Raw genomic sequence first — 21,465 nt, forward strand, 5'->3', positions numbered from 1 at the left:
TAAATTTAAAACATTCAACATGCTAAAGCATTTTTTAAAATCTGCCTGGCGCAATCTGATCCGAAACAAAAGCTATGGCCTTATTAATATTTTGGGACTGACCATGGGGCTGGCTGCTGTAATGTTGATCGCCCTTTGGGTACAGGATGAATTATCCTACAATAAATATTATCAGCATTATGATAGGATAGCCATGGTCTTAAGCCAGCAAAGCCGTAATGGCGTTGTAAATACCAATACGTCATTGCCTATTCCGCTCAGTGCCGCAGTGCGCAATGCCTTAGGCAGTGAGGCAGATCACGTGTCCTTAATAGGCAAAGGTGACTATAATATCAATTTCGGGGATAAAAAAGTTTCTGGGAAAGGGATGTTTTTGGAGCCGGGTGGCCAGGATATGTTTTCTGCCAAAATAATCAAAGGAACCGATGGGCAAGGCTTGCAAGATCCTTCCAGCGTCTTGATCTCCGAGCGTTTTGCTGCGTCCTTATTTGGCAATAGCGATCCGATTAACCAGGTTATTCGAGTCACGAACCAATTCAACCTTAAGGTGGCGGGTGTATTTAAGGACTTTCCGGGAAATGTTGCCTATAATGACATTGACTTTATCGCTCCCTGGGCATTTTATCAGTCGAACTGGGATTGGATCAAACAGCAAAAAGATAACTGGGATTATAATTTATTCAATATTTGTGTGCAATTGGCTCCAGGCGTCAAGAAAGATGTCGCTTCTGCCAAAATAAGCCACATTTTAGCTGAACACGCATCCAACAGGGATTTGGTCACCCAACAGCATTTACTGCTCTTTCCAATGTCCAGATGGCATTTATTTGACAAATTTGAAGAGAATGGGCAAAATGTAGGTGGTAGTATCAAATATGTAGAATTGTTTGGCAGTATTGGATTATTTATTTTATTGCTTGCTTGTATTAATTTTATGAACCTTAGTACAGCCAGGTCTGTGAAAAGAGCCCGGGAAGTGGGTGTACGCAAGGCCATTGGATCCGACAGAAAACAACTGATTGGCCAGTTTTTTTGTGAATCCATTGTAGCCACTTTGATCTCCTTTGGGCTGGCCATCTTAATCATGGCTTTTGTGCTACCCATGTTCAATTCCCTGGCAGGAAAACAGCTTCGCTTCCCTTGGATAAATCTGTGGTTTTGGGAGGCGGGAATAGGTATCTGTTTATTAACCGGGATCATTGCCGGAAGTTATCCGGCCTTTTATCTGTCCTCTTTTAAACCAATAAAAGTGCTAAAAGGCATCTTCAAGACGAAAAGTACCGCGAATTTGCCCAGAAAAATATTAGTCGTCTTTCAATTTACGGTGTCCATATTTTTGATCATTGCCACTATTGTTATTTATAAACAGATCCAACATGCCAAAGACCGGCCTGTAGGATACAACCAAAACGGGTTATTATCTATTCATATGACCACTCCTGAAATTTATGACGCTTATAATGCGATTAAACATGATTTAATGACCGCTGGCGCCATTACAGGTATGGCTGAATCTCAATGCCCCGTCACCCAAATTTGGGCCGGCTCAGACGGCTTTGAATGGAAAGGTAAACCACCTGGTACAGCCAGTGGGTTTCCGGTTGTAGCGGCCTCTATTGAATTTGGATCGGTTCTGGGATGGCAATTTATTGCCGGTCGCGGCTATTCCAAGGATTTTGCCACGGACTCTTCTGGTTTGGTACTCAGCCAAAGCGCGGTAAATTATATGCACCTGGACAATCCGATTGGTCAAAGTATAAAATGGCACGGTAAGGATTATACGGTTTTGGGTGTCGTGAAAGACGTTATGATGGATTCTCCCTTTGGTGAGAATCCGCCGGTTATTTTTCCACTCTTAAAGGAGCCGGGTAATTTTATCGTACTAAGACTCAATCCAAACAAGTCATTGCATGAGGTAATGGCAAAAATAAAGCAAACCATGGAGCAATATAATCCTTATGCGCCCTTTAGCTACACCTTTGTCGATGATGATTATGCGGCAAATTTCAATAATGAGGAAAGAATCGGCAATATTTCAACTGTATTCTCCGCGCTGGCGCTATTTATCAGTTTATTAGGCTTGTTTGGTATCGCTTCTTTTACCGTCGAACAGAAAACAAAAGAAGTGGGGATCAGAAAAGTGCTGGGCGCTTCTGTTTCTGTTATATGGAAGCTACTTTCCCGGGAACTTATCCTGCTGGTTTTTATTAGTGTATGCGTAGCCATTCCATTGGGTTATTTTGCCATGAATAAATGGCTGCTTAACTATGATTACAGAATTAAAATCTCTGTATGGATATTTTTATTTTCGGCGTCTTTATCCATTATAATTGCACTACTGACGATCAGCATTCAGACAATAAAAGCAGCCAGGGTAAATCCAGTCAGCAGCCTCAAATCTGATTAAGCATCTGAATGTACCCATACTGTATTGCCTTATTTTGAAAAGCTGCTGACCTGAAAGGCCCGTTTCTGACTCAACTTAAAATAAAAAAATACGGTTTATGCAATCCAAAAGATTGCACAAACCGTATATATGAATGAATTATGGGTTTAAAAACTTACCTGCCTGCGCTAAGTTTATAACTCGAGCAGCGCCTGTACAGGGTTTTTGCTATATAGCAAGAGTTCGGGGTTTTCCAGGAGCTCTTTTACCCTGACCAGGAAGCTGACAGACTCTTTGCCGTCAATGATGCGGTGATCATAGCTTAATGCCACATACATCATCGGACGGATCACCACCTGACCGGCAATTGCCATGGGTCTTTCCTGGATTTTATGCATACCCAGGATCGCACTTTGGGGCAAATTGATAATTGGCGTGCTAAGCAGACTGCCAAAAGTCCCGCCATTGGTAATGGTAAAGGTGCCACCTGTTAAATCTTCCATGCCCAGCTTGCCGTTACGTGCTTTTGTTGCTAGTGTTACAACTGATTTTTCAATATCAGCCATACTCATGGATTCCACATTGCGCATAACCGGAACCGTCAGGCCTTTAGGCGTGCTGACCGCAATAGAAATGTCTGCATAATCATGGTAGATCAGTTCGTTGCCATCCATATAGGCATTGACAGCTGGCCATTCGCTAAGGGCAATGGCACAAGCCTTACTGAAAAAGCTCATAAAGCCCAGGCCTACACCGTGCTGTTCTTTGAATTTCTCTTTATATTGTTTGCGGATCTCCATAATACGCGTCATATCCACTTCATTGAAAGTGGTTAGCATGGCGGTGGTATTTTTGGATTCCACCAGCCTGCGACTGATGGTTTTACGCAGATTGCTCATTTTTACCCGGCGCTCATTACGGGAACCCAGCTGCTGACCCGGGAAGGTCTGTTTGCCTGGATTAGCCAGTGCAGCCAGCACATCTCCTTTCATAATTCTGCCACCGGAGCCAGTTGCAGTAATGGAAGTAGGATCAATTTTTTTATCGGCAATCATAGCAGAAGCCACAGGACTTGCTTTAAGATCATTTGGAATGGCGGTTACCGGAGCCTGCGCTGCTGGCTCAGCAGGGGCTGCGGCTGGTGCCTGCGTGGAAGTAGAAGCAGGTGTAGCGTTGGCAGCAGGTTGACTGGCAGGTACGGCTACGTCAGTGTCTATTTTGGCAACTAAATCACCAATTTGTAACACATCATCGATTTTAGCGACTAGGGAGAGCTTACCGGATTCCTCTGCGTTGAGCTCAAAAGTTGCTTTTTCACTTTCCAGCTCAGCAATAGGTTCATCTCTACGGACCAGATCTCCGTCAGCTTTCAGATAGTTGACCAAAGTAACCTCAGTGATAGATTCACCAATGGTCGGAACTGTCATATCAATGACGCCCTTGCCTACGGCAACTGCAGCTTCCTTAGGTGCGCTTTGCGCATCTGCGTCGGGCTGCTGTACAGTGGGCGCATCTGAGGTTTGGGTGGGAGCAGTAGCAGGTGCATCTGCTGCGGGAGCTACGGCTGTTTCATCAATTTTAGCCAGCACATCGCCAATCTGCAGGGTTTGTTCCTCCTCTGCTACCGTTTGTAAAATGCCAGCCTGTTCTGCATTGACTTCAAAGGTGGCTTTTTCACTTTCCAGCTCAGCAATAACTTCATCCCGGTTGACATAATCTCCGGTTTTTTTGACCCATTTGATTAAGGTCACCTCACTAATGGATTCCCCCACTGTGGGGACTTTGATATCTATCATACTCTTATAAAATTTTTCAGGTCGCTTTAAAGGTAAATGGATTGTACCATTTAACCAGCTAAAATGACCCTTCTATTGTTTTATTGCTTATGTGGCCTTGCCTCTTTGTCGCACTTATTGGTCCAAAGCATCAAGGCATATTGCTTTAAACATTAAATGCGGTATCCAGGATTTCTTCCTGTTCTACCTTATGGACCTTAGCATAACCCGTAGCGGTAGACGCACTGGCATTTCTGCTGATGATACCATAAGGGAAGGCTTTGAAGTTGGTCTGCAAATAGGTTGCTGCTCCCATATTCTGCGGTTCTTCCTGTACCCAAAACCAGACTGCCCCACTATACTTTTCATGTAAGGTAATCAATTGTTCTTCCGGGGTTGGGTAGATTTGCTCCAGACGGATCAGCGCAATATCGGTCCTGTTTTCTTTTTGTCTTTTTTCCTCCAGATCAAAATAAAGCTTACCAGAGCAAAGGAGTACTTTTTTGATCTTGGACGGGTCAGCGGCTGCTGCCTGGTCATCGATCACTTCCTGGAAACGGTGCTGACCGGCAAAGTCTTCGGCCTTACTGTAGGAGCCAGGATGTCTGAGGTTCGCTTTCGGGCTCATATTGATCAAGGGCTTTCTAAACGACCATTTCATCTGCCGTCTGAGCGCATGGAAGAAATTGGCAGCCGTGGTAATATTGGTGACCACAATATTTTGTTCCGCGCAGCTTTGAAGGAATCTTTCCAGACGGGCACTGGAGTGATCCGGGCCACTGCCTTCATACCCATGTGGTAATAGCAGTACAACGCCACTCATGAGTCCCCATTTGGATTCTGCACTGGTAATGTACTGGTCAATAACCATCTGGGCACCATTGGCGAAGTCGCCATATTGTGCCTCCCAGACAGCCAGGTTATTCGGGTTGGCCAGTGCATAGCCATATTCAAAACCCAGTACGGCATATTCGCTGAGCAGAGAATTATACACCCTGAACTTAGTATTTGGATCATTGGATAAATGATCCAAACGGTTGTATTCCAGATTGGTATTCTCATCAAATAACACAGCATGGCGCTGAGCGAAAGTGCCACGTTTAACGTCTTCGCCACTGAGGCGAACGGTTTGATCCTCAATCAGCAGGCTGGCATAAGCCAATAACTCTGCTGTACCCCAGTCAATCAGGCCTTCTTTTTCAAAAGCGCCTTTTTGTCAAGGAGTAATTTTTTGATTTTACGAAGCGGCTGAAAATCTTCTGGCCAACTCAGTATATTTTCCATGAGTTCGCTAACACTGGCTTCAGCAATACCAGTTACTGGAGACTCTTTGAAGTCACCTGGCTCAGAATAGCGAAGTTTTTGCCACCACTGTTCCGGAGCCTGCAATTTATAGGGCAGGGGCTTTTGATGCACCTCATCAAACCTTTCCTGCAGATCATTCCAGAACTTAGTCTCCATTTCTTTGGCCAGTTGCAGAACATCTTTTTCTCCGTTTTTAGTGAGGAATGCCATATAGACTTCCCTTGGATTAGGATGTTTATCGATCAGCGAATAGAGGTGAGGCTGGGTAAATTTAGGTTCATCGCCTTCGTTATGTCCATGACGACGGTAACAAAGGATATCAATATAAATGTCTTGATGGAATTGCTGCCTGAAAGTAGTAGCAATCTCTGCTGCCTTTACAACTGCTTCAATATCATCGCCATTCACGTGGAATACTGGTGACTTAGTGATACCGGCAATCGCTGTACAGTAATCCGAACTGCGGGCATCTTCATAATCAGTGGTAAACCCGATCTGGTTATTGATCACCAGGTGAACGGTTCCGCCAACATTATAGCCATCTAGTTCGCTCATCTGGGCGACTTCATAGATGACTCCCTGGCCAGCCAGGGCGGCATCCCCGTGAATTAGGATGGGGAGAATTTTATTGTATTCAAAGTTATAAAGCACATTAGCCTTGGCACGTGCAAATCCGAGTGCAACAGGATCTACGACCTCCAGATGCGAAGGGTTCGGACAGAGTTGCAAATTGATTTTCTTACCGCTTGCGGTGATAAAATCACTTCTGAAACCCAGATGGTATTTGACGTCCCCACTTCCCTGCGTCTTATCGGCAGGTATAACCCCTTCAAATTCACTGAAAATTTGCTCGTAAGTTTTTCCCAGCGTATTGGCCAGTACATTCAGGCGGCCTCTATGGGCCATGCCAATGACGGCCTCTTCCACGTTATCATTGGTGGCTTCATGGATGATGGCATCCAGGGCCGGAATCAGCGCTTCACCACCTTCTAATGAAAACCTTTTCTGACCTATATATTTAGTATGCAGGAATTTCTCGAAAATAACGCCCTGATTGATCTTTTCCAGGTATCTTTTGCGTTTTTCCAGGGTTGGCGCTTCCAAAAACTTTTTTTCGACGGCGTCAATGAGCCAGTTATAAATATCCGGATCAGTAACATAGCCGCACTCAACGCCAACAGAGCCGCAATAAAGCTTGTTTAATTTATCAATGATCTGCTGCAAAGAAGCACCGGCAAGCCCGATAAACTGGCCTGCCTGAAATTTTTCGCTCAGATCCTTATCCGTAAGCCCGAAATATTTGAGTTCCAGGTTGGCATGACGGTCCTTACGGGAGCGAATAGGATTGGTCTGAGCAATCAAGTGGCCTTTATTGCGGTATGCTTCAATGAGCCTATATACAGAGAATTCTTTCGATAGTTGATGCGTGTCAACACTGCCGGTACCGGCAGGAGACAGATCGCCTGCAACGGCGTAGTCAAATCCTTCAAAAAACTTTCTAAATTCTGGGTCTACTTTTTCGGGGTCTTCGGTAAAATCTGTGTACAATCCTTCAATAAATGAAGGGTGGGAATTGGTTATATACGAGAAATCTTTCATATCTCTCCAGGGTATTTGTGAGATGAGTTATAATAGAATGCAAATATCAAATATTCCCTTCTAATAAAAGCCTAATGTTAGGTTTTTTTTTCAACAAACGGTTGTGTGTCCAAAGCTGAGAAACCATGGGGATTTAAAAAAAATTTTTCCTTTCAGAAATTTGCTCTACATTTGCAGTCCGAAAAAACAGTTACTCAAAAAAGAAATTTTTAATGGCAAATCATAAAGCTACCAAAAAAGACGTACGTCAAGCAGCTAAACGCAGGGACAGAAACCGTTATAACGGTAAAACTACCCGTAACAATATTCGTAACCTTAAAGCGTCTGCCGATGATGCAGCTTATGATGCTGCATTGCCTTTAACTTTCTCTATGATCGATAAATTGGCAAAACGCGGTGTAATTCATAAAAATAAAGCTAATAACCTGAAAAGTAAATTAGCCAGAAAAACTGAATTTAAAAAACCCGCCTAAGGAGGGTGATTTGAGTTAGTTTTTTCAATTATCTTATTTAAAACCAGTCAGTTGAGTTGAATAAACACATTGCCTGGTTTTTTTGTGCTCCTATATGAACGCTATTATTTTCCCTTTGATTACTTTTTATTAACTGCCTACCTAATTCGTAACAGAGCCGCTACTACTTGCCTGCTTCGTTTTTTTGATTGATCCTTGGCTACCAATTGATGCATAGCTCTTTTGCCCCTTACTCCTTTGTTATTCATCATCTTTATAAAAGTAATGGAGCCATTTTTGTTGGCTTATAATTTAAAAAGGCAAATACTTAAAAAAAAGCCAGATAGTGTAGCGTTTTTTGTAATATGTCGTTTAAGTTTAAAAGTGGCCTGGCTTATGTCCATGGATTATAGGCCGTGAAAATTATTTACGGCCGGTATTTGGTCTTATTTAAAATTATTTTAATATGAAACATTTTATGGGGTTTTCAATGCTTTTAGGTTTGGGAGTGCTTGGTTTTGCCGGTTGTAGTAAGGGAATGCACTCGGGAGCGTCAGATAATTCCAATCAACAGGCACCGGTTAAAGAGATCAGTATTAGTCCTATGGTGCAGGCAAGTGTTAATGACTTTTCGTTTAATTTCTTACAGCATTTGGAGGCGAGTGCGCCCAAAAATGAGAACTTCTTTGTGTCTCCACTCAGTCTACATATGGATTTGGGCATGGTACTGAGTGGCGCAGCGGGTAACACTTATGATGAATTGCTGAAAGTGCTGGATCTGGATGGAAAAAGTTTAGATCAGGTAAATAAAGCCTATAAGACATTACTGGACCAATTGCCTGGCGCTGATCCAAAAGTTAAGTTGGGGTTATATAACTCCATCTGGTACAAAAAAGCCTTTCCTTTTAAGCAGGATTATCTCAAAAGTATGCAGGATAATTTTGAGGCTACCGTTAAAGCCCTTGATTTTAAACCCGATGATGCCAGTTATATCAATGACTGGGCCAGTGATAAAACAAATGGAAAAATCAAAAAAGTCTTGGATGTCATTCAGCCGGATGATGTTATGTTTTTGGTGAATGCCCTGTATTTTAAAGGAGACTGGAGTTCAAAGTTTGATAAAGACAATACCCGCGCGGCTGATTTTCACCTGGAGGATGGCAGTACCAAGCAAGTACAAATGATGCATCAGAGCGCCAGCTTTAAACATTATAGTGCAGCTGATTATACCGCCATTCAATTACCTTATGGTAACGGACAGTTTTCTATGACTGTTATTTTGCCTAAGCAGGGGCAAACATTAAATAAGGTACTTGCTGGCCTTGGAAGTAATGACTGGGCTAATATCCAGGACAATATGGTGGCTGGGAAAATCAACCTGGGACTCCCTAGATTTACGATCCCCACTTATGAAATCAAGCTTAACGCTGTTTTGGAGGCAATGGGCATGAAAGCTGCTTTCAGTAGCAAGACGGCTGATTTCTCCAAAATGTCTGCTCAGGGTGTCTATGTGAGCTTTGTGAAGCAGGATACGTACCTAAAAGTAGATGAACAGGGTACAGAGGCTGCTGCAGTAACGACTACGGGTATGGTGACAACTTCCGTTCAAATACCACAGGAGATGCTCTGTGATCACCCCTTTGGGATCATTATCAGCGAAAAAACATCCAATACAATTTTATTTATGGGGAAAATCATGGATCCTGATTCAGAGTAAGTGATCCTATAAATACAGAATAAATGGAGCCGGTTTTTAATTAAACCGGCTTTTTGTTTAGCTTTGCGGCAAATTCCCGGTAAATCCTTTGCAAATATTCAAACTTTATGACTGAAAAGATTATCATTTTAGATTTTGGTAGCCAGTATACACAGTTGATTGCCAGAGCCGTAAGAGAGGCGAATGTCTATTGTGACATTATTCCTTTCCATAGTGCGATAGATTTTAATGAGCATATCAAAGGGGTGATTCTCAGTGGCTCTCCTTGCAGTGTCAATGAACAGGATGCACCTATGATTGATATTAAGGCAATCCTGGATAAAGTACCTGTTCTGGGCGTTTGTTATGGTGCACAACTGGCCGCCAAAGTATTTGGTGGTCGGGTGGAGAAATCGGATAAAAGGGAATATGGTCGTGCACAAATGCTGCGGCAGTTGGATGATAAACTTTTACAAGGACTTTCCGCTAAAAGCCAGGTTTGGATGAGCCACAGTGATACCATTAAGGAATTACCAGTTGGATTTGAGGTATTGGCCACTACTGAAAGCATTCCTGTTGCGGCCTTTAAAATGAGCTCCGAGGATCCTAACCCACTATACGGTTTACAGTTTCATCCAGAAGTATATCACTCTACAGAAGGGAAAAAGATTTTATACAACTTTCTGGTAAATATCTGTGGTTGTGCACAGGACTGGACACCGGCCTCCTTTGTTGAAGAGACCGTGGCCATGCTGAAGGAAAAAATAGGCAATAAGCATGTAATTATGGCGCTTAGCGGTGGAGTAGACAGTACCGTTGCTGCTACTTTAATCAGCAGGGCTATCGGGGACAGGCTCCATGGTATCTTTGTGGATAACGGTGTGTTACGTAAGGATGAATTTAAAGAGGTATTGGAAACTTATAATGAAATAGGCCTGAATGTTAAGGGGATAGATGCTAAAGCCCTTTTCTATAAAGAATTGGCGGGTAAATCTGATCCAGAGGCTAAAAGAAAAACGATTGGTAAGCTCTTTATTGATGTTTTTCATGAAGAAGCACTAAAAATTGATGAAGCTTCATTTCTGGGCCAGGGGACGATCTATCCAGATGTCATAGAGAGTGTCAGCGTCCATGGCCCTTCCGTTACCATTAAATCTCATCATAATGTAGGAGGCCTGCCGGCGACCATGAATTTGGAACTGGTAGAGCCGTTGAGATCCTTATTTAAGGATGAGGTCAGAAGGGTAGGCCTGGAACTAGGCATACCATCTGATATGATTAACAGGCATCCTTTCCCGGGGCCTGGGCTTGCGATCAGAATTTTAGGGGAAGTCACAGAAGAAAAGGCCAGGTTACTACAGGAGGCAGATCACATCTATATCAAGGCATTAAAAGACAAAAATCTTTATAATGAAGTTTGGCAGGCTGGGGCTATCCTTTTGCCAGTGAAGAGCGTAGGGGTGATGGGCGATGAAAGAACCTATGAGTTTACCCTGGCATTAAGAGCCGTCAGTTCAGTGGACGGGATGACGGCCGACTGGTCTCATTTACCTTATGAGTTCCTGGCGGATGTCTCCAATGCCATTATCAATAATGTAAAGGGAATCAATAGGGTGGTTTATGACATCAGCAGCAAACCGCCTGCAACCATAGAATGGGAGTAAACTAAATTAATGTGTTGATTTTTTTGCAAAAAAACTATTTTACTATTACTTTTGCAACCCATTAGGGTACCAGCCCTGCTGATAACCTGATGGATAACCACGGCGAGGTAGCTCAGGTGGTTAGAGCGCAGGATTCATAACCCTGAGGTCTCGGGTTCAATTCCCGATCTCGCTACTTATAAGATGGCTTAGTAAATTGATTTATAATTTATTAAGTCATCTTTTCTTTTTGGAGGTATCGAAATAGGTATCGAATTTGCGAAAAATGATTATTGACAAGCTTGATTAATTTCGCTTATAAATTCTGTATTTGTCAAATTCGCTACCACTTCTTTGTCTAAAATTTCGTTTCCATGCTTTTGTGTCATTTTTTCAAACAACGCTGTTTGGAATTCAAAATATTCGCTGCTTAATTTAGAAGGCGGCGGTTGATCTTTAATATTCAATACACTACTAAACCATTTGCGTAACGTTTGTATAAGTGTAAGGGTCTCATTATCGTGGCACATTATATCCATGCCGTTTATATCTGATATTGCAGGAAGATGGTCATACTTTTTACCACCTAGGATCAGAAATTTTTTGCCTTTGTACTTCTCTCCTCCAAATTTTCTTAGTCCATAGTCGATGCCAAGTTCAAAAGGCATATTCATTCTAGCGTACTCATTTTCTTTTTGAGACTTGACAAGTGATATATCATGAATTCCATACCTGCTTTCCCGCATTAGATCAACAATTTTATCTAATCTTAATTCAGTGTAAATTCGCAAATTAAAACGCCAAAATCGCAGGTTGAAATAGCCGAGGTATATTGGCTATTTTTAAGCCATGATGACAGTGAGCCAGTTTTTCTTAAATTGATGAGTACCATTTTTTCGCATTTTCAAAGAGCCTTCTATTCGCAAATTATTATGCACCACTTTTGAAGCTCTTGTTTAATAGTCTACACAGGGTCCACTAACGGGCCAGCCCGTTAGTGGATCCTGTGTAGACTATTAAATGCTTTTATTGACCGTAGATAAAGGGAAAACGAAACTGCACCATACAGAAGCGTAACCCAGTTAAAACATACGGGTACTAAAAAAAATACAGAAATGGCAGCAAATAAATTGCGAAAAAATGGCAACCGAAAAATGATAAAAAGTGGTGTTTTTAAATTTGAGAAGGGAAATACCCCTGACATAATTACAGAATTTATGTCAAATAAGGGCGGCTACTAGAACTTGCGATTATGGCGCTATTTAATAAGATTTTACATTCAGCAGAATCAGCGTCTTCAGATGCTATTTTGGGTGTGTAACCGTTTTTAACGATTAGATACAAAATTGGATTAAGCAAGTCATTTTTATACTTTTCGTCAAAAGGGCAATTAATGAATATATTTTTGTCGAAGTTATCTGCCATTATTTCTTATCTTTTGGTGGATTAGGATCGTTTCCATAAGAGTTCTTATTCTGTATAATGCCATTCTTCTTATGGATATATAGTTCAGTCTTCTCGGTTTTACTAAGCTTTTTCCCATACTCAATGGCTTTCTCTTTTGTGGTAAAAGATTTGGATGCTCTTTCTGCACCAGATTTCTTTACAGACCATCCGGATGATGAGGGTATTACATGATTGGATTTTCGTTTCATAATTTTTAAATTTATGTCTAAACTATATTAACTTTGGATGTGAACAGATGTTCTTAATGTAAATATAAGAAAATTTAATAAATTAAAATGGTTAAACCAGTTTAATTAATCGTAGTAAGAGGATTGATCACACATACCCACGGAAATATCGACATCAAGACCCTCCAGGCAGAGATCAACACTTCTCGTAAAACTCTGGAACGGGCTTTTGCCCATTACCTGGGTGTGCATCCAAAACTGTATGCACGCATCGTCCGTTTTAATGCCGTAAAAAGTCGGTTGGATACAAACAATACTTCGGAGCCTTTAACATCCGCTGCCTTGGATTACGGATTTTACGACAGTTCCCATTTTACCTCAGAGTTTAAGAAATTCTCAGGAGTGACCCCAAAATCCTATCTGAAAGCCAGGGGATAAGCACACTTATTTTCTTTTCACGCAAGGAGCATTTAGTTTGACGCCCCTGCTGCCCACTTAGACTACATGCAAAGCAGTGAGTAGAAAAGAAGCGCTGGCAATAGCGGCCCTATGCCCAAACCGATACCAGTCTAATGAATAAGCACCATCCAGTCAAGAGGATTTCCCAACTTTAAAAGCAGACGACAGTCGCTGTGATTGAGAGAGGCACATATAATACGGACTAACTATTGATCAGTTCGACTTCCTCCGGAACAATTAATAATAGGATACATCCAGGTCCAGAAGAGACCAGGTGTTTAAACCCAGGTGGTGTATACAAATAGTCACCGCTAACCAGATGCGCCCCGGCAATGTCCACTTCGCCGCTGATAACATACAACTCTTCACCGCCAGGGTGGTTATGATAGGGGTAGGCCGCCCCGGCATCAAATCTAAGCAGAATGGAAGGAGAACGGTGTTGCAAGGGATCAAAACGCAGCGATTTTACGTAAACCCCGGTATAATGAACCGCCTTCTCAACTAAGGGCTGCCAAGGCTGTGCGGCGGTATGGGTGATATAATGCTGAATATCGGTATCCATGGTCTGTTTTTGTTTTTATTTTTATGTATTATTTAATATGCCGGATGATTTGGTCCAGGCTATAGCTATAACTGTCTGCAGAAGCCAGCACCAGTGCACCGGCGCTGAAAGCAAATACAGAATAATCCAGCGGTTCTTTGATGCCACTGGCTACACTCATGGCAACAGCAAACAACGCCGTTAATATAGCCGCCCCATAAGCAGTCTCTCGGGTATAGAGACCCATCAGGAGCAATAGCCCAAAAACGGTCTCAAATATGGTCGCGACGGTGGCGGTGAGCGGAATGATTTTTTCGGGTAGATAAAAATTAATTTCCTTTGTATAGGCAACAAATCCCTGCCAGCCAGAGGATCTTTTACCCCATAAACCGAGCCGGCTGGCCACGGCGGACAAAAAGCCAATAGCGAGGGAGATTCTTAGCAGGAAAAAGGCGAATCCGGAAGATAATAGGTTTTGCATAACGGATATTTTCGATTTTTTATTATACCCGCAAAGTTCCATCAAACAGCGCCTCAAAAAATAGAGAATCCTGCAAAATCCCTGTAAAATCCGCCCTGGTCAGCCGATATGCGCCTTCTTATAATCCTTAGGGGATATACCCGTATGTTTTTTGAAGAAATTGGAAAAATAAAAAGGATCGGAAAAACCTAATGCATAGGCCACTTCTTTAATACTCAGTTCCTGATAAAGCAATATTCGTTTTGCTTCCGAAACCTTCAGGCTAAACAGCACGTTTTGGGCTGTCTTGCTGGTGTGTAATTTGGAAACTTCGTTTAACCGCGCTTCCGTGGTAGACAGCTGGCCGGCATAGTCTGCCACTGTGTAGTGCGCTGTAAAACTAGCTCTGATCCGTTCCAGGAACTTCAAAAACAGGGCATCCGGTTTCCAGACCGGATCACCTCTGTCTATTTTGGTCCGGTTGATCTCAATCAGCAGCAATTCTATATCGCTTCGGACAGCCATCAAATATTGAAAAGGCTTTCCTTGCAGTTCTTTATCGATTTGGCCTAAAAGCCGTTCAAACAACGCCGGATATCTTACAGTGATCAGTTCATTGGCTCCAAAATGGCAAAACAAGCCGTTATGGAAGATCAACTCAATATCATTGTCATCTTTGCAGATAAATTCCAGTGTAAAATCAAGTATGTCAATATGGCCCTCCAGCCCGGTAAAATAATGTATTTGACCGGAGGTAATCGTAATGACATCTCCAGGTCTCATGGTAAAATCCGATTCATCGATCCGAAGACCCACAGTCCCTGAAAAGCAATAAATCAGCCGGTATTTGAGCAGGCGGACAGGAGACTGGTTACAATGCTCAAAATTGTCTATCTTACTAATCGTGATCATATTTCAAGTGTTTGAAAGCTCAATCGATGCTATCTATTTGGACGACAACCCTTTTTAGGACACAGGTGAAAAGGTCATCCTTTGCATCGCAGACCATGCAAAACTACCTAAAATTTCGAATTGGGTATTTTGTTTAACAAATCCCGGCCACTCCATAAAAAACGCCCAAACAAGGGTAGGCAGCCTGCCGTTGTTTTTCAACCACTTCGCGGATCCGGATCCCGTTTTGTCGCTTACCCACCAGCCCTCGTTGATTTGGGCATTCTTAGGAATTGCTTTTACGCTTGGCTTTGGTTCTGGCTTTGGGTTCAACCAAGCAGAGGCCACTTGATTTTAAATTGGTGGCACCCGTTACTATAATCATAGATAATGTCATAATGCAGGTATTTGGCAATGGTCTGGACAATCGACAGGCCAAGTCCGTTGCCCTTTTGTTGATTGTGCCGGACAAATCGTTTAAAGATACTGTCACGGACGTCCCAAAAGGGCTCGCCGGGGTTGCTCATTAATAAATAGCGCCCGGTTATCTGTATCGTAATCCGACTGCCCGGCGGTGAGTATTGAATCGCATTGGTCAGCAAATTAGCCACCATGATTTTAAATAGCGTCCGGTTGGCGCCGGAGAGCTGAACTATTTCCGGTGGGCTCTCTTTTACGATCTCCTGGTCTTTTGCCTCGGCCAGTAAGGAAAGATCCTCCGTCACTTCGCCCATCACTTGTTGCACATGAACCGTTTCCTGGCTGGCAAACTGGCCGTTTTCTATCTTACTGAGCAACAGCAAATGACGGTTAAGTTCCTGCATTTGTTCAATTTCCCGGTACATATCCCCAATCAGCTCTCCCTGGTCCTGGCTCAGGTCTTTTTGCTGAACAAGGAGCTCCAATTTGAATTTGAGCACAGTCAGCGGTGTCTGTAGTTCATGAGAGGCGTTCTCAATAAATTCTTTCTGGGAGTCATACGCGCGGCGCACGCGGATAGAGAGCTGCTGAATAGACTGATTCAGTTCCGTAAATTCACTGATCGGAAGCCGCTTCAGTTCCTGGGGTGCAGCCAGGTTAGACTCTATATTAAAGGCCTTTAGGTAGGCCAGGGAATCATAGAAGGGTTTCCAGATCCTTTTATGGATAAAGTAATTGATCCCGACCGTACCGGCGAGTAGTAACACCAGGATACCTAACTGGATCGTTAGAATGGTTTGTATGAGGTCTTCCTTTTCAAATAAAGAGGATTCGATATTCACAATATAGGGGCGCCCCAGGATCTCTATTTTTTTCTGCAGGATCCTGAAGTCTTCCTCGGCGGCCTGGCCGGAAGGACTTTTCTGGATGGTAAAGGGCTTATCATGAAAGGTCACACTGTCGGCCGGCTGTATATCGAGATCGTTATCCAGTTCTTTCCATAATTTAAAATCGGCCGGTGTCTGAATCGTACTGACGATGGAAGGTATCTGAGCAGCCTGCAGCCCAAGATCCCGATCTATGGAGTGTACGAAGATATTATTCAACAGGACATAGAAAACCGGAATGCTGATCAGGGTCAGCAGGGAGGCAAATAATAAATGCCGGAGCGATGTGTAATGCAATAATTTCATCAGGAGAACTTATAGCCCGTGCCATAGATCGTTTTAATACTGCCACCCATGGACTGCAATTTCTTTTTCAGGTTCTTGACATGGGCATAAATAATATCAAAGTTGTCCAAATATAAGGCAGATCCGCCTAAAAGGTGTTCGGCAATGGCGTTTTTAGTGATCACCCGGCCTTTGTTGATCATTAAAAACAGTAACAGTTCATATTCAGTTTTCGTCAGCTGAATCGTTTCTCCGTCTACACTGACCGATCTGGCCAGTGTATCGATCACAAGTGAGTCATAGCTAAGCTGGCTGTCTCCCTGCAGGTAGCGCCTGCGGATAACGGTCTCAATTCTGGCACTGAGTTCTGCCAGATGGAAAGGCTTGGCCAGGTAGTCGTCTGCCCCCAGTTTTAAAGAAAGGACTTTATCTTCCAGCGCGTCCCTGGCGGAAATAATGATGACACCATCAGTTTTTTTGTCTTGCTTGAGTTCTTTCAGCAGCGTGAGGCCGCTACCGCCTGGCAGGTTAATGTCCAGCAAAATGCAGTCATAAGCAAAATCCTCTATCATGCTCCGCCCTTCGGTAATATCCATCTCTACCTCACAGAGATAATTCTCTCTTTGTAAATACTGCCGGATGCTTTTAGCCAGCTGCAATTCATCTTCAATAATTAATATTTTCATAGTCTGGATTTCAAAGTATGCATCAATTGTACGAAGTGATAGCCACCACCTATAAACTGCCATCTCTCGATTTCTGCAGCGTATAGGTTGCCTGCCTTCCTATTTCTGCCGGAACAAAGAACCTGCTAAATTCCGAATAAAACCTGAATTTACAGGAAATATACAAAGATAAGGCCGCAAATTTCTTAGGCAGGTCCCGCCATAAAGTTGCCGACTTTATGGTATTTTTACATAAATATCAGTCCAACTATGTGGTGGATCTATGCTTTACTCGCGGCGCTATTTGCCGCACTAACCGCCATATTTGCCAAGGTGGGGATCAAAGGCGTCTCAGCTGATCTGGCAACAGCTATCCGGACCGTCGTGATCCTGATACTGGCCTGGGGCATTGTATTGTATAAAGAAGAATGGCGGGGCTGGCAGCAACTGACCCGGCAGAATATTTTTTTTCTTGTGTTGTCAGGCGTTGCCACCGGACTTTCCTGGATTTTTTATTTTAAGGCACTCAGCCTGGGTAAAGTCTCCCAGGTAGCACCGGTGGATAAACTCAGCGTGGCCCTTGCCATATTACTTTCTATTGTATTTTTAGGAGAGACGCCGGACTGGAAAACCCTGGCCGGTGCCGCGCTGATCATTACCGGCACCTTTGTGTTGATATTATAACCCGTTATCCGCCTCCGTCTCTTGCAGTTCCCGCTTAATGGCGCTGGTATTTCTTCTTGTCCAAAAGCCAGGTGGTGGTCTGGTAGTAACTGATGGCGACGCTTGCCAGGCTATCATTACCGGGACGCTTTACCGGCAGTTCGTCAAATTTACTGATAAAATTTTTGCCTTCCGGTAACGGTGCTCCGTTTTTGGCGGGTCTTATCCGGTATGACTCAATCCGGCGAACAGGAGAGAGTACGGTTAAAATACTATCCTGAAGGTATCCCAGGTCTTGGTAAGTGGCCATCAGGGCACGGGGCTGGTAGCCTTCCCTGAATACGTCCTGGCCGATAAACTTGGACCGGTAGCTAAAATGAAGCAAACCCAGTACGGTCGGCATGATATCAATTTGCGACATTAGGGTATTCACCTTTTGGGGAGCGATAAAGCCAGGACTATATACCAGGCAGGGAATCCGGTATTTATCCAGTGGCAGGGCTACTTTACCGGCCGAAGAAGCGCAGTGGTCGGCGACGACAATAAAAATCGTATTGTTAAACCAGGGACGCTGACTGGCCATGGTAAAAAAGCGGCGCAGCGCATAGTCGGTGTACATAACACCCCCTTTCTGGATCTGGCATCGCCCGGTATGGCTATTTTACCGTTGGGGTAGGTAAAAGGCCGGTGGTTAGATACGGTCATCCAGTGGGCAAAAAACGGTTTGCCCAGGGTCTGATCTTTATCCAGGACCTGGATCATTTTGATTGCCATATCTTCATCGCAGACGCCCCATATATTGGCAAAACTGATTTCTGAAGGTTGAAAGTCATTACGGTCGATCACCTGATAGCCATTGCCTTCAAAAAAGTCCTGCATATTGTCAAAATAGCTGTAACCTCCATATAGGAACTGCACGGTATAACCTTTTTTTCGAAAAATGCTACCGGTGGTGAATTTATTTTTATTGTCTTGCCGTTTAATAAGGCTTTCTCCCGGAGACGGCGGAATGCAGAGGGTCAGGGCTTCCAGCCCCCTGACCGTTCTGTTGCCGGCCGCATATAGCCGCGTAAAGAGTAAACTCTGATCCGCCAGTGAATCCAGAAAAGGCGTCAGTCCCTGCCGGTTGCCATAATGGGCCAGATAATCTGCACTCAGACTCTCTACGCTGATCAGTACGATGTTCTTATGAAGTTCTGCTGCACTATCCGCCGGCATCACGTTTTTTTCAAACCCCGGATGTATACTGTCAGAAGCCGGCCAGTCCAGACGATGGGAGAGGTAGCGCCCTGCTGCCTGTTGGTCTATCGTGGGATAGAACTTTGTATAGCTGAGATCATTGTCTTTAAAGGCGACGTAGAATTTATAAACACCGTCCGCTCCCAGTTCACTGACATATACATTGCCGGCCTTATTTAAATTGGCGTAAAGGGGTAACAAGCCTATCCCAACTCCGACGGTTGTCAGGGCAAAGACGGCGAGCAAGGATTTTTCTTTGAGCCCCGGTAAAACGCTCAGGTAGTCATTTGTTTTGCGGTAGACTAGAAAAGTGATAGCCAGCGCGACCAGGCCCAAAACCGAAAACAGCGGTACCACAGGATAAGACTGCATGATATTGCCTATAACTTCATTGGTATAGATCAGATAGTCAACGGCAATGAAATTATAGCGAACGCCAAATTCCTTCCAGAAAAAATATTCACTCAGGGCATTCAGCAAAATGGCGGTTACGTAAATAAACAGGGTAAAACAGTATAGCCATTTCCTGGTCCTCAGCCGATATTTAGGGCCCACAGCATCCAGGCGTTTACAAGTAGCTTAAGACTTATAAAAATAACCACAATTTCCAGTAAAACACCGCCATAGGCTTTAATAATATTGCTGCTCAGTAGCAGATAGCCAATCAGCAGTATCAACCCGCCTAGCAGGAGCTGTCCGAAGGGTTTTTTATACTTTGCGTCGGACAGCAACAGCAGGTATAGCCAGAAAGGAATCGCGAGTACACAAAATATTAAGAAATTCGGAATCAGTCCTAAAAAGAGTGCCCTGGCGTAGTCCACCAGGGAAAAACTTGCATGCATCTGCGGATCCGCCAGCAGCAGCAGCCGCAGCGCGGTTGAGACTGCCAGGTAGCATCCCAGCAGGTAGGCAAAGGGCTTACTGTATTGTAGAAAAGGACGCATAGGTGATTGTTATATGTGTGGAAACGGATGAAAGGAGTTTATCGGTGTCGGCTGTGTTTATGCCACGAGTAGTGATGCGTCCAATAGGCGATTTTCATGGTTAAAATGCCCAGGCCGGCGCCTACCAGAACGTCTCCGATATAGTGCTTGTTATTGGCCACACGCAAAAGGCCCACCCCTGTTGCCAGCCCATAGGCGGCATAGGGCATCCACTTATACCTTTCCCGGTATTCTTCACTCAGCAGGGTAGCTGTTGCGAACACCTGCAGGCTATGTCCGGAGGGGAAGCTATATCGATTACTTCCATCTGGGCGCCATTCGTGTACGGTGTGCTTTAATAGATAGCCTGTGGCGGTCAGCATCATCTCTGCCTTGATTAAAATAGCCGTCCGGTTGAGAACATCCGTTTTTGAGGGAACGCCTAACAGATCCAGGCCATAGGGAATAGCAGCCGGCAGGTATAATAAGATATTGTCGGCAGCCGTATGAAAATCCTTTAAATGCGCCTTCTGGAAACGCAGCTGGGCGTTTTTAAAACCTTGGTTTAAATCCATCGCGATGCCGGCGCCGATTAGTACGCCGGGTGTGATAAGCTGCCTGGGCGAAAACGCACTCGGGGCAGAAAAGCCGGCACGGCCATAGGACGCCGTATCGGTCATGGTAGCAATGGCCGTGATACGCGCCGTATCCGTATGATCGACTACCGTTTGGCCATGAAGGCCCGCCAGCGGTAATCCCACCAAAAGGAGCCTGCAAATTAACCTCCCGGCCCCAAACCCGATCTTACCATTCAAGAATATTTCTGCAAATGTGCCGCAAAATTCTGAATGAATTCTGAACCGGGTAAAATATGCCGGCCGGGGGCCAGGTGCCCCGGCACAATGGTGAAAACAAATATCAGGCAATTGTGAAGGTGCAGTGCCCGGATTGTTGTAAATTTATAATCGTAATGACATTCAATCGGTTGAATTGGTAGCCCTTCCGAATAAATTATATTTTATGGAAAAGACGAAGATCAATCTGGATATTATCCTGCCTGAAATACCTGATGATAGAGACCGTTGTGTCACTCGGCTGATTGGACAGCTTCAGTCCACCAGGGGCATCGATAAAGTGCATATGATACCCGGAAAAAAGGACCAGCCCGCCCAACTTTGTTTTCACTATGATGCGACCCGCATTTCACTAAGCGAGGTGCAGCAGATTGCCGAAAAAGCGGGCGCCGGGCTGACCGAAACCTATGGACACTTACTGTTGGATACCACGGGGGTGCGTCATCCTCGCCACGCACGGCTGATAGAAACCCGGCTCCGTCGGCAAAAAGCAATGCAATACGTTTCCGTAGCGGGTACGGGTACGATACAATTGGAATATAATAAAAAGCAGACGACTAAAGCAGCGGTGCTCCGGTGGGTGGAGCAGGCCGGCCTTAGGATAAACCATGTCGAGGATTTTCAGGGCGCCAGTCACACAGCGCCGGCCATGGCCGGCGCTGACAAAGACCCTGATCATCAGCATACC

At 44.1% G+C, this 21,465-nt stretch carries 20 protein-coding genes and 1 tRNA gene; 7 read left to right on the plus strand and 14 right to left on the minus strand.

What is annotated here, in order from left to right:
- Window positions 1-19: 19 nt before the first annotated feature.
- Complete coding sequence (locus tag FSB73_RS13000; protein ID WP_146782884.1) at window positions 20-2,407, plus strand: ABC transporter permease; 2,388 nt, start codon at window positions 20-22, stop codon at window positions 2,405-2,407.
- Between the two features lie 173 nt (window positions 2,408-2,580).
- On the opposite strand, the gene odhB is transcribed toward FSB73_RS13000, so the two are convergent.
- From odhB to FSB73_RS24975, 3 genes are all read right to left on the minus strand, one after another.
- Entirely contained in the window at window positions 2,581-4,182 is a 1,602-nt protein-coding gene (gene odhB / locus FSB73_RS13005) for a 2-oxoglutarate dehydrogenase complex dihydrolipoyllysine-residue succinyltransferase (protein WP_146782887.1), read from the minus strand.
- 145 nt (window positions 4,183-4,327) lie between these two features.
- Window positions 4,328-5,323: a 2-oxoglutarate dehydrogenase component E1 family protein gene (locus FSB73_RS24970; protein ID WP_262712324.1), complete on the minus strand. Its 996-nt coding sequence runs from the start codon at window positions 5,321-5,323 to the stop codon at window positions 4,328-4,330.
- 23 nt (window positions 5,324-5,346) lie between these two features.
- Complete coding sequence (locus FSB73_RS24975; RefSeq protein ID WP_225973984.1) at window positions 5,347-7,065, minus strand: thiamine pyrophosphate-dependent enzyme; 1,719 nt, start codon at window positions 7,063-7,065, stop codon at window positions 5,347-5,349.
- A gap of 212 nt (window positions 7,066-7,277) precedes the next feature.
- Here FSB73_RS24975 and rpsT point away from each other — a divergent pair, with 212 nt between their 5' ends.
- The 4 genes from rpsT to FSB73_RS13030 all read left to right on the plus strand — a co-directional run bounded on the left by rpsT (window position 7,278) and on the right by FSB73_RS13030 (window position 11,052).
- Window positions 7,278-7,538: a 30S ribosomal protein S20 gene (gene rpsT / locus FSB73_RS13015; RefSeq protein WP_146782890.1), complete on the plus strand. Its 261-nt coding sequence runs from the start codon at window positions 7,278-7,280 to the stop codon at window positions 7,536-7,538.
- A 445-nt stretch (window positions 7,539-7,983) separates the two neighbouring features.
- Window positions 7,984-9,234 (plus strand): serpin family protein, encoded by a 1,251-nt coding sequence (locus FSB73_RS13020; RefSeq protein WP_146782893.1) that lies wholly within the window; start codon window positions 7,984-7,986, stop codon window positions 9,232-9,234.
- Window positions 9,235-9,341: 107 nt separating this feature from the next.
- On the plus strand, window positions 9,342-10,877 hold the full coding sequence (gene guaA, locus FSB73_RS13025; protein WP_146782896.1) for a glutamine-hydrolyzing GMP synthase: 1,536 nt from the start codon (window positions 9,342-9,344) through the stop codon (window positions 10,875-10,877).
- A gap of 101 nt (window positions 10,878-10,978) precedes the next feature.
- Window positions 10,979-11,052 (plus strand) — tRNA-Met (locus FSB73_RS13030).
- Between the two features lie 94 nt (window positions 11,053-11,146).
- Here FSB73_RS13030 and FSB73_RS13035 read toward each other — a convergent pair.
- Both FSB73_RS13035 and FSB73_RS13040 read right to left on the minus strand, forming a co-directional pair.
- Window positions 11,147-11,602 (minus strand): hypothetical protein, encoded by a 456-nt coding sequence (locus FSB73_RS13035; RefSeq protein ID WP_146782899.1) that lies wholly within the window; start codon window positions 11,600-11,602, stop codon window positions 11,147-11,149.
- Window positions 11,603-12,280: 678 nt separating this feature from the next.
- Complete coding sequence (locus tag FSB73_RS13040) at window positions 12,281-12,511, minus strand: DUF2188 domain-containing protein (RefSeq protein ID WP_146782902.1); 231 nt, start codon at window positions 12,509-12,511, stop codon at window positions 12,281-12,283.
- Between the two features lie 123 nt (window positions 12,512-12,634).
- On the opposite strand from FSB73_RS13040, the gene FSB73_RS13045 reads away from it, so the two are divergent.
- Window positions 12,635-12,928, plus strand: coding sequence for a helix-turn-helix domain-containing protein (locus FSB73_RS13045; RefSeq protein WP_158639537.1), 294 nt, complete (start codon window positions 12,635-12,637; stop codon window positions 12,926-12,928).
- 223 nt (window positions 12,929-13,151) lie between these two features.
- Here the strand turns inward: FSB73_RS13045 and FSB73_RS13050 are convergent, their stop codons facing one another.
- The 5 genes from FSB73_RS13050 to FSB73_RS13070 all read right to left on the minus strand — a co-directional run bounded on the left by FSB73_RS13050 (window position 13,152) and on the right by FSB73_RS13070 (window position 17,119).
- The gene (locus tag FSB73_RS13050) at window positions 13,152-13,511 is read right to left on the minus strand and encodes a cupin domain-containing protein (protein ID WP_146782908.1); all 360 of its coding nucleotides are present in this window, start codon (window positions 13,509-13,511) and stop codon (window positions 13,152-13,154) included.
- 28 nt (window positions 13,512-13,539) lie between these two features.
- Entirely contained in the window at window positions 13,540-13,971 is a 432-nt protein-coding gene (locus tag FSB73_RS13055) for a DoxX family protein (RefSeq protein WP_146782911.1), read from the minus strand.
- Between the two features lie 99 nt (window positions 13,972-14,070).
- Window positions 14,071-14,862: a helix-turn-helix domain-containing protein gene (locus tag FSB73_RS13060; protein WP_146782914.1), complete on the minus strand. Its 792-nt coding sequence runs from the start codon at window positions 14,860-14,862 to the stop codon at window positions 14,071-14,073.
- A gap of 308 nt (window positions 14,863-15,170) precedes the next feature.
- Entirely contained in the window at window positions 15,171-16,454 is a 1,284-nt protein-coding gene (locus FSB73_RS13065; protein ID WP_146782917.1) for a sensor histidine kinase, read from the minus strand.
- Window positions 16,454-17,119, minus strand: coding sequence for a response regulator transcription factor (locus FSB73_RS13070; RefSeq protein ID WP_146782920.1), 666 nt, complete (start codon window positions 17,117-17,119; stop codon window positions 16,454-16,456). The genes FSB73_RS13065 and FSB73_RS13070 overlap by 1 nt, the downstream gene beginning before the upstream one ends.
- Before the next feature lie 249 nt (window positions 17,120-17,368).
- Here FSB73_RS13070 and FSB73_RS13075 point away from each other — a divergent pair, with 249 nt between their 5' ends.
- A complete protein-coding gene (locus FSB73_RS13075) occupies window positions 17,369-17,782 on the plus strand; it encodes an EamA family transporter (protein ID WP_146782923.1) in 414 nt (137 codons plus the stop codon).
- A gap of 34 nt (window positions 17,783-17,816) precedes the next feature.
- On the opposite strand, the gene FSB73_RS26715 is transcribed toward FSB73_RS13075, so the two are convergent.
- From FSB73_RS26715 to FSB73_RS13085, 4 genes are read right to left on the minus strand one after another with little or no spacing between them, the layout of a single operon-like run.
- Window positions 17,817-18,380, minus strand: a complete 564-nt coding sequence (locus tag FSB73_RS26715) for an LTA synthase family protein (RefSeq protein WP_262712325.1) — start codon at window positions 18,378-18,380, stop codon at window positions 17,817-17,819.
- Window positions 18,263-19,555, minus strand: a complete 1,293-nt coding sequence (locus FSB73_RS26720; RefSeq protein ID WP_262712326.1) for an LTA synthase family protein — start codon at window positions 19,553-19,555, stop codon at window positions 18,263-18,265. The genes FSB73_RS26715 and FSB73_RS26720 overlap by 118 nt, the downstream gene beginning before the upstream one ends.
- Complete coding sequence (locus FSB73_RS24985) at window positions 19,534-19,944, minus strand: hypothetical protein (protein WP_225973985.1); 411 nt, start codon at window positions 19,942-19,944, stop codon at window positions 19,534-19,536. Before FSB73_RS24985 ends, FSB73_RS26720 begins: the two co-directional genes overlap by 22 nt.
- Window positions 19,945-19,982: 38 nt before the next feature.
- Window positions 19,983-20,684 (minus strand): phosphatase PAP2 family protein, encoded by a 702-nt coding sequence (locus FSB73_RS13085; RefSeq protein WP_225973986.1) that lies wholly within the window; start codon window positions 20,682-20,684, stop codon window positions 19,983-19,985.
- Between the last annotated feature and the right edge of the window lie 781 nt (window positions 20,685-21,465).

Origin of the sequence: Arachidicoccus ginsenosidivorans (assembly GCF_007971385.1) — a bacterium.
Classification (GTDB): domain Bacteria; phylum Bacteroidota; class Bacteroidia; order Chitinophagales; family Chitinophagaceae; genus Arachidicoccus; species Arachidicoccus ginsenosidivorans.

Excerpts from the sequence above, each read along its gene's own strand:
- FSB73_RS13035 (WP_146782899.1), bottom strand. The coding sequence starts at position 11,602 with ATGCGGGAAAGCAGGTATGGAATTCATGATATATCACTTGTCAAGTCT.
- FSB73_RS24975 (WP_225973984.1), bottom strand. The coding sequence starts at position 7,065 with ATGAAAGATTTCTCGTATATAACCAATTCCCACCCTTCATTTATTGAA.
- FSB73_RS24985 (WP_225973985.1), bottom strand. The coding sequence starts at position 19,944 with ATGCGTCCTTTTCTACAATACAGTAAGCCCTTTGCCTACCTGCTGGGA.
- FSB73_RS13075 (WP_146782923.1), top strand. The coding sequence starts at position 17,369 with ATGTGGTGGATCTATGCTTTACTCGCGGCGCTATTTGCCGCACTAACC.
- FSB73_RS13065 (WP_146782917.1), bottom strand. The coding sequence starts at position 16,454 with ATGAAATTATTGCATTACACATCGCTCCGGCATTTATTATTTGCCTCC.
- FSB73_RS13060 (WP_146782914.1), bottom strand. The coding sequence starts at position 14,862 with ATGATCACGATTAGTAAGATAGACAATTTTGAGCATTGTAACCAGTCT.
- FSB73_RS13040 (WP_146782902.1), bottom strand. The coding sequence starts at position 12,511 with ATGAAACGAAAATCCAATCATGTAATACCCTCATCATCCGGATGGTCT.
- guaA (WP_146782896.1), top strand. The coding sequence starts at position 9,342 with ATGACTGAAAAGATTATCATTTTAGATTTTGGTAGCCAGTATACACAG.
- FSB73_RS26715 (WP_262712325.1), bottom strand. The coding sequence starts at position 18,380 with ATGTACACCGACTATGCGCTGCGCCGCTTTTTTACCATGGCCAGTCAG.
- FSB73_RS13055 (WP_146782911.1), bottom strand. The coding sequence starts at position 13,971 with ATGCAAAACCTATTATCTTCCGGATTCGCCTTTTTCCTGCTAAGAATC.
- FSB73_RS13000 (WP_146782884.1), top strand. The coding sequence starts at position 20 with ATGCTAAAGCATTTTTTAAAATCTGCCTGGCGCAATCTGATCCGAAAC.
- rpsT (WP_146782890.1), top strand. The coding sequence starts at position 7,278 with ATGGCAAATCATAAAGCTACCAAAAAAGACGTACGTCAAGCAGCTAAA.
- FSB73_RS13020 (WP_146782893.1), top strand. The coding sequence starts at position 7,984 with ATGAAACATTTTATGGGGTTTTCAATGCTTTTAGGTTTGGGAGTGCTT.
- odhB (WP_146782887.1), bottom strand. The coding sequence starts at position 4,182 with ATGATAGATATCAAAGTCCCCACAGTGGGGGAATCCATTAGTGAGGTG.
- FSB73_RS13070 (WP_146782920.1), bottom strand. The coding sequence starts at position 17,119 with ATGAAAATATTAATTATTGAAGATGAATTGCAGCTGGCTAAAAGCATC.
- FSB73_RS13050 (WP_146782908.1), bottom strand. The coding sequence starts at position 13,511 with ATGGATACCGATATTCAGCATTATATCACCCATACCGCCGCACAGCCT.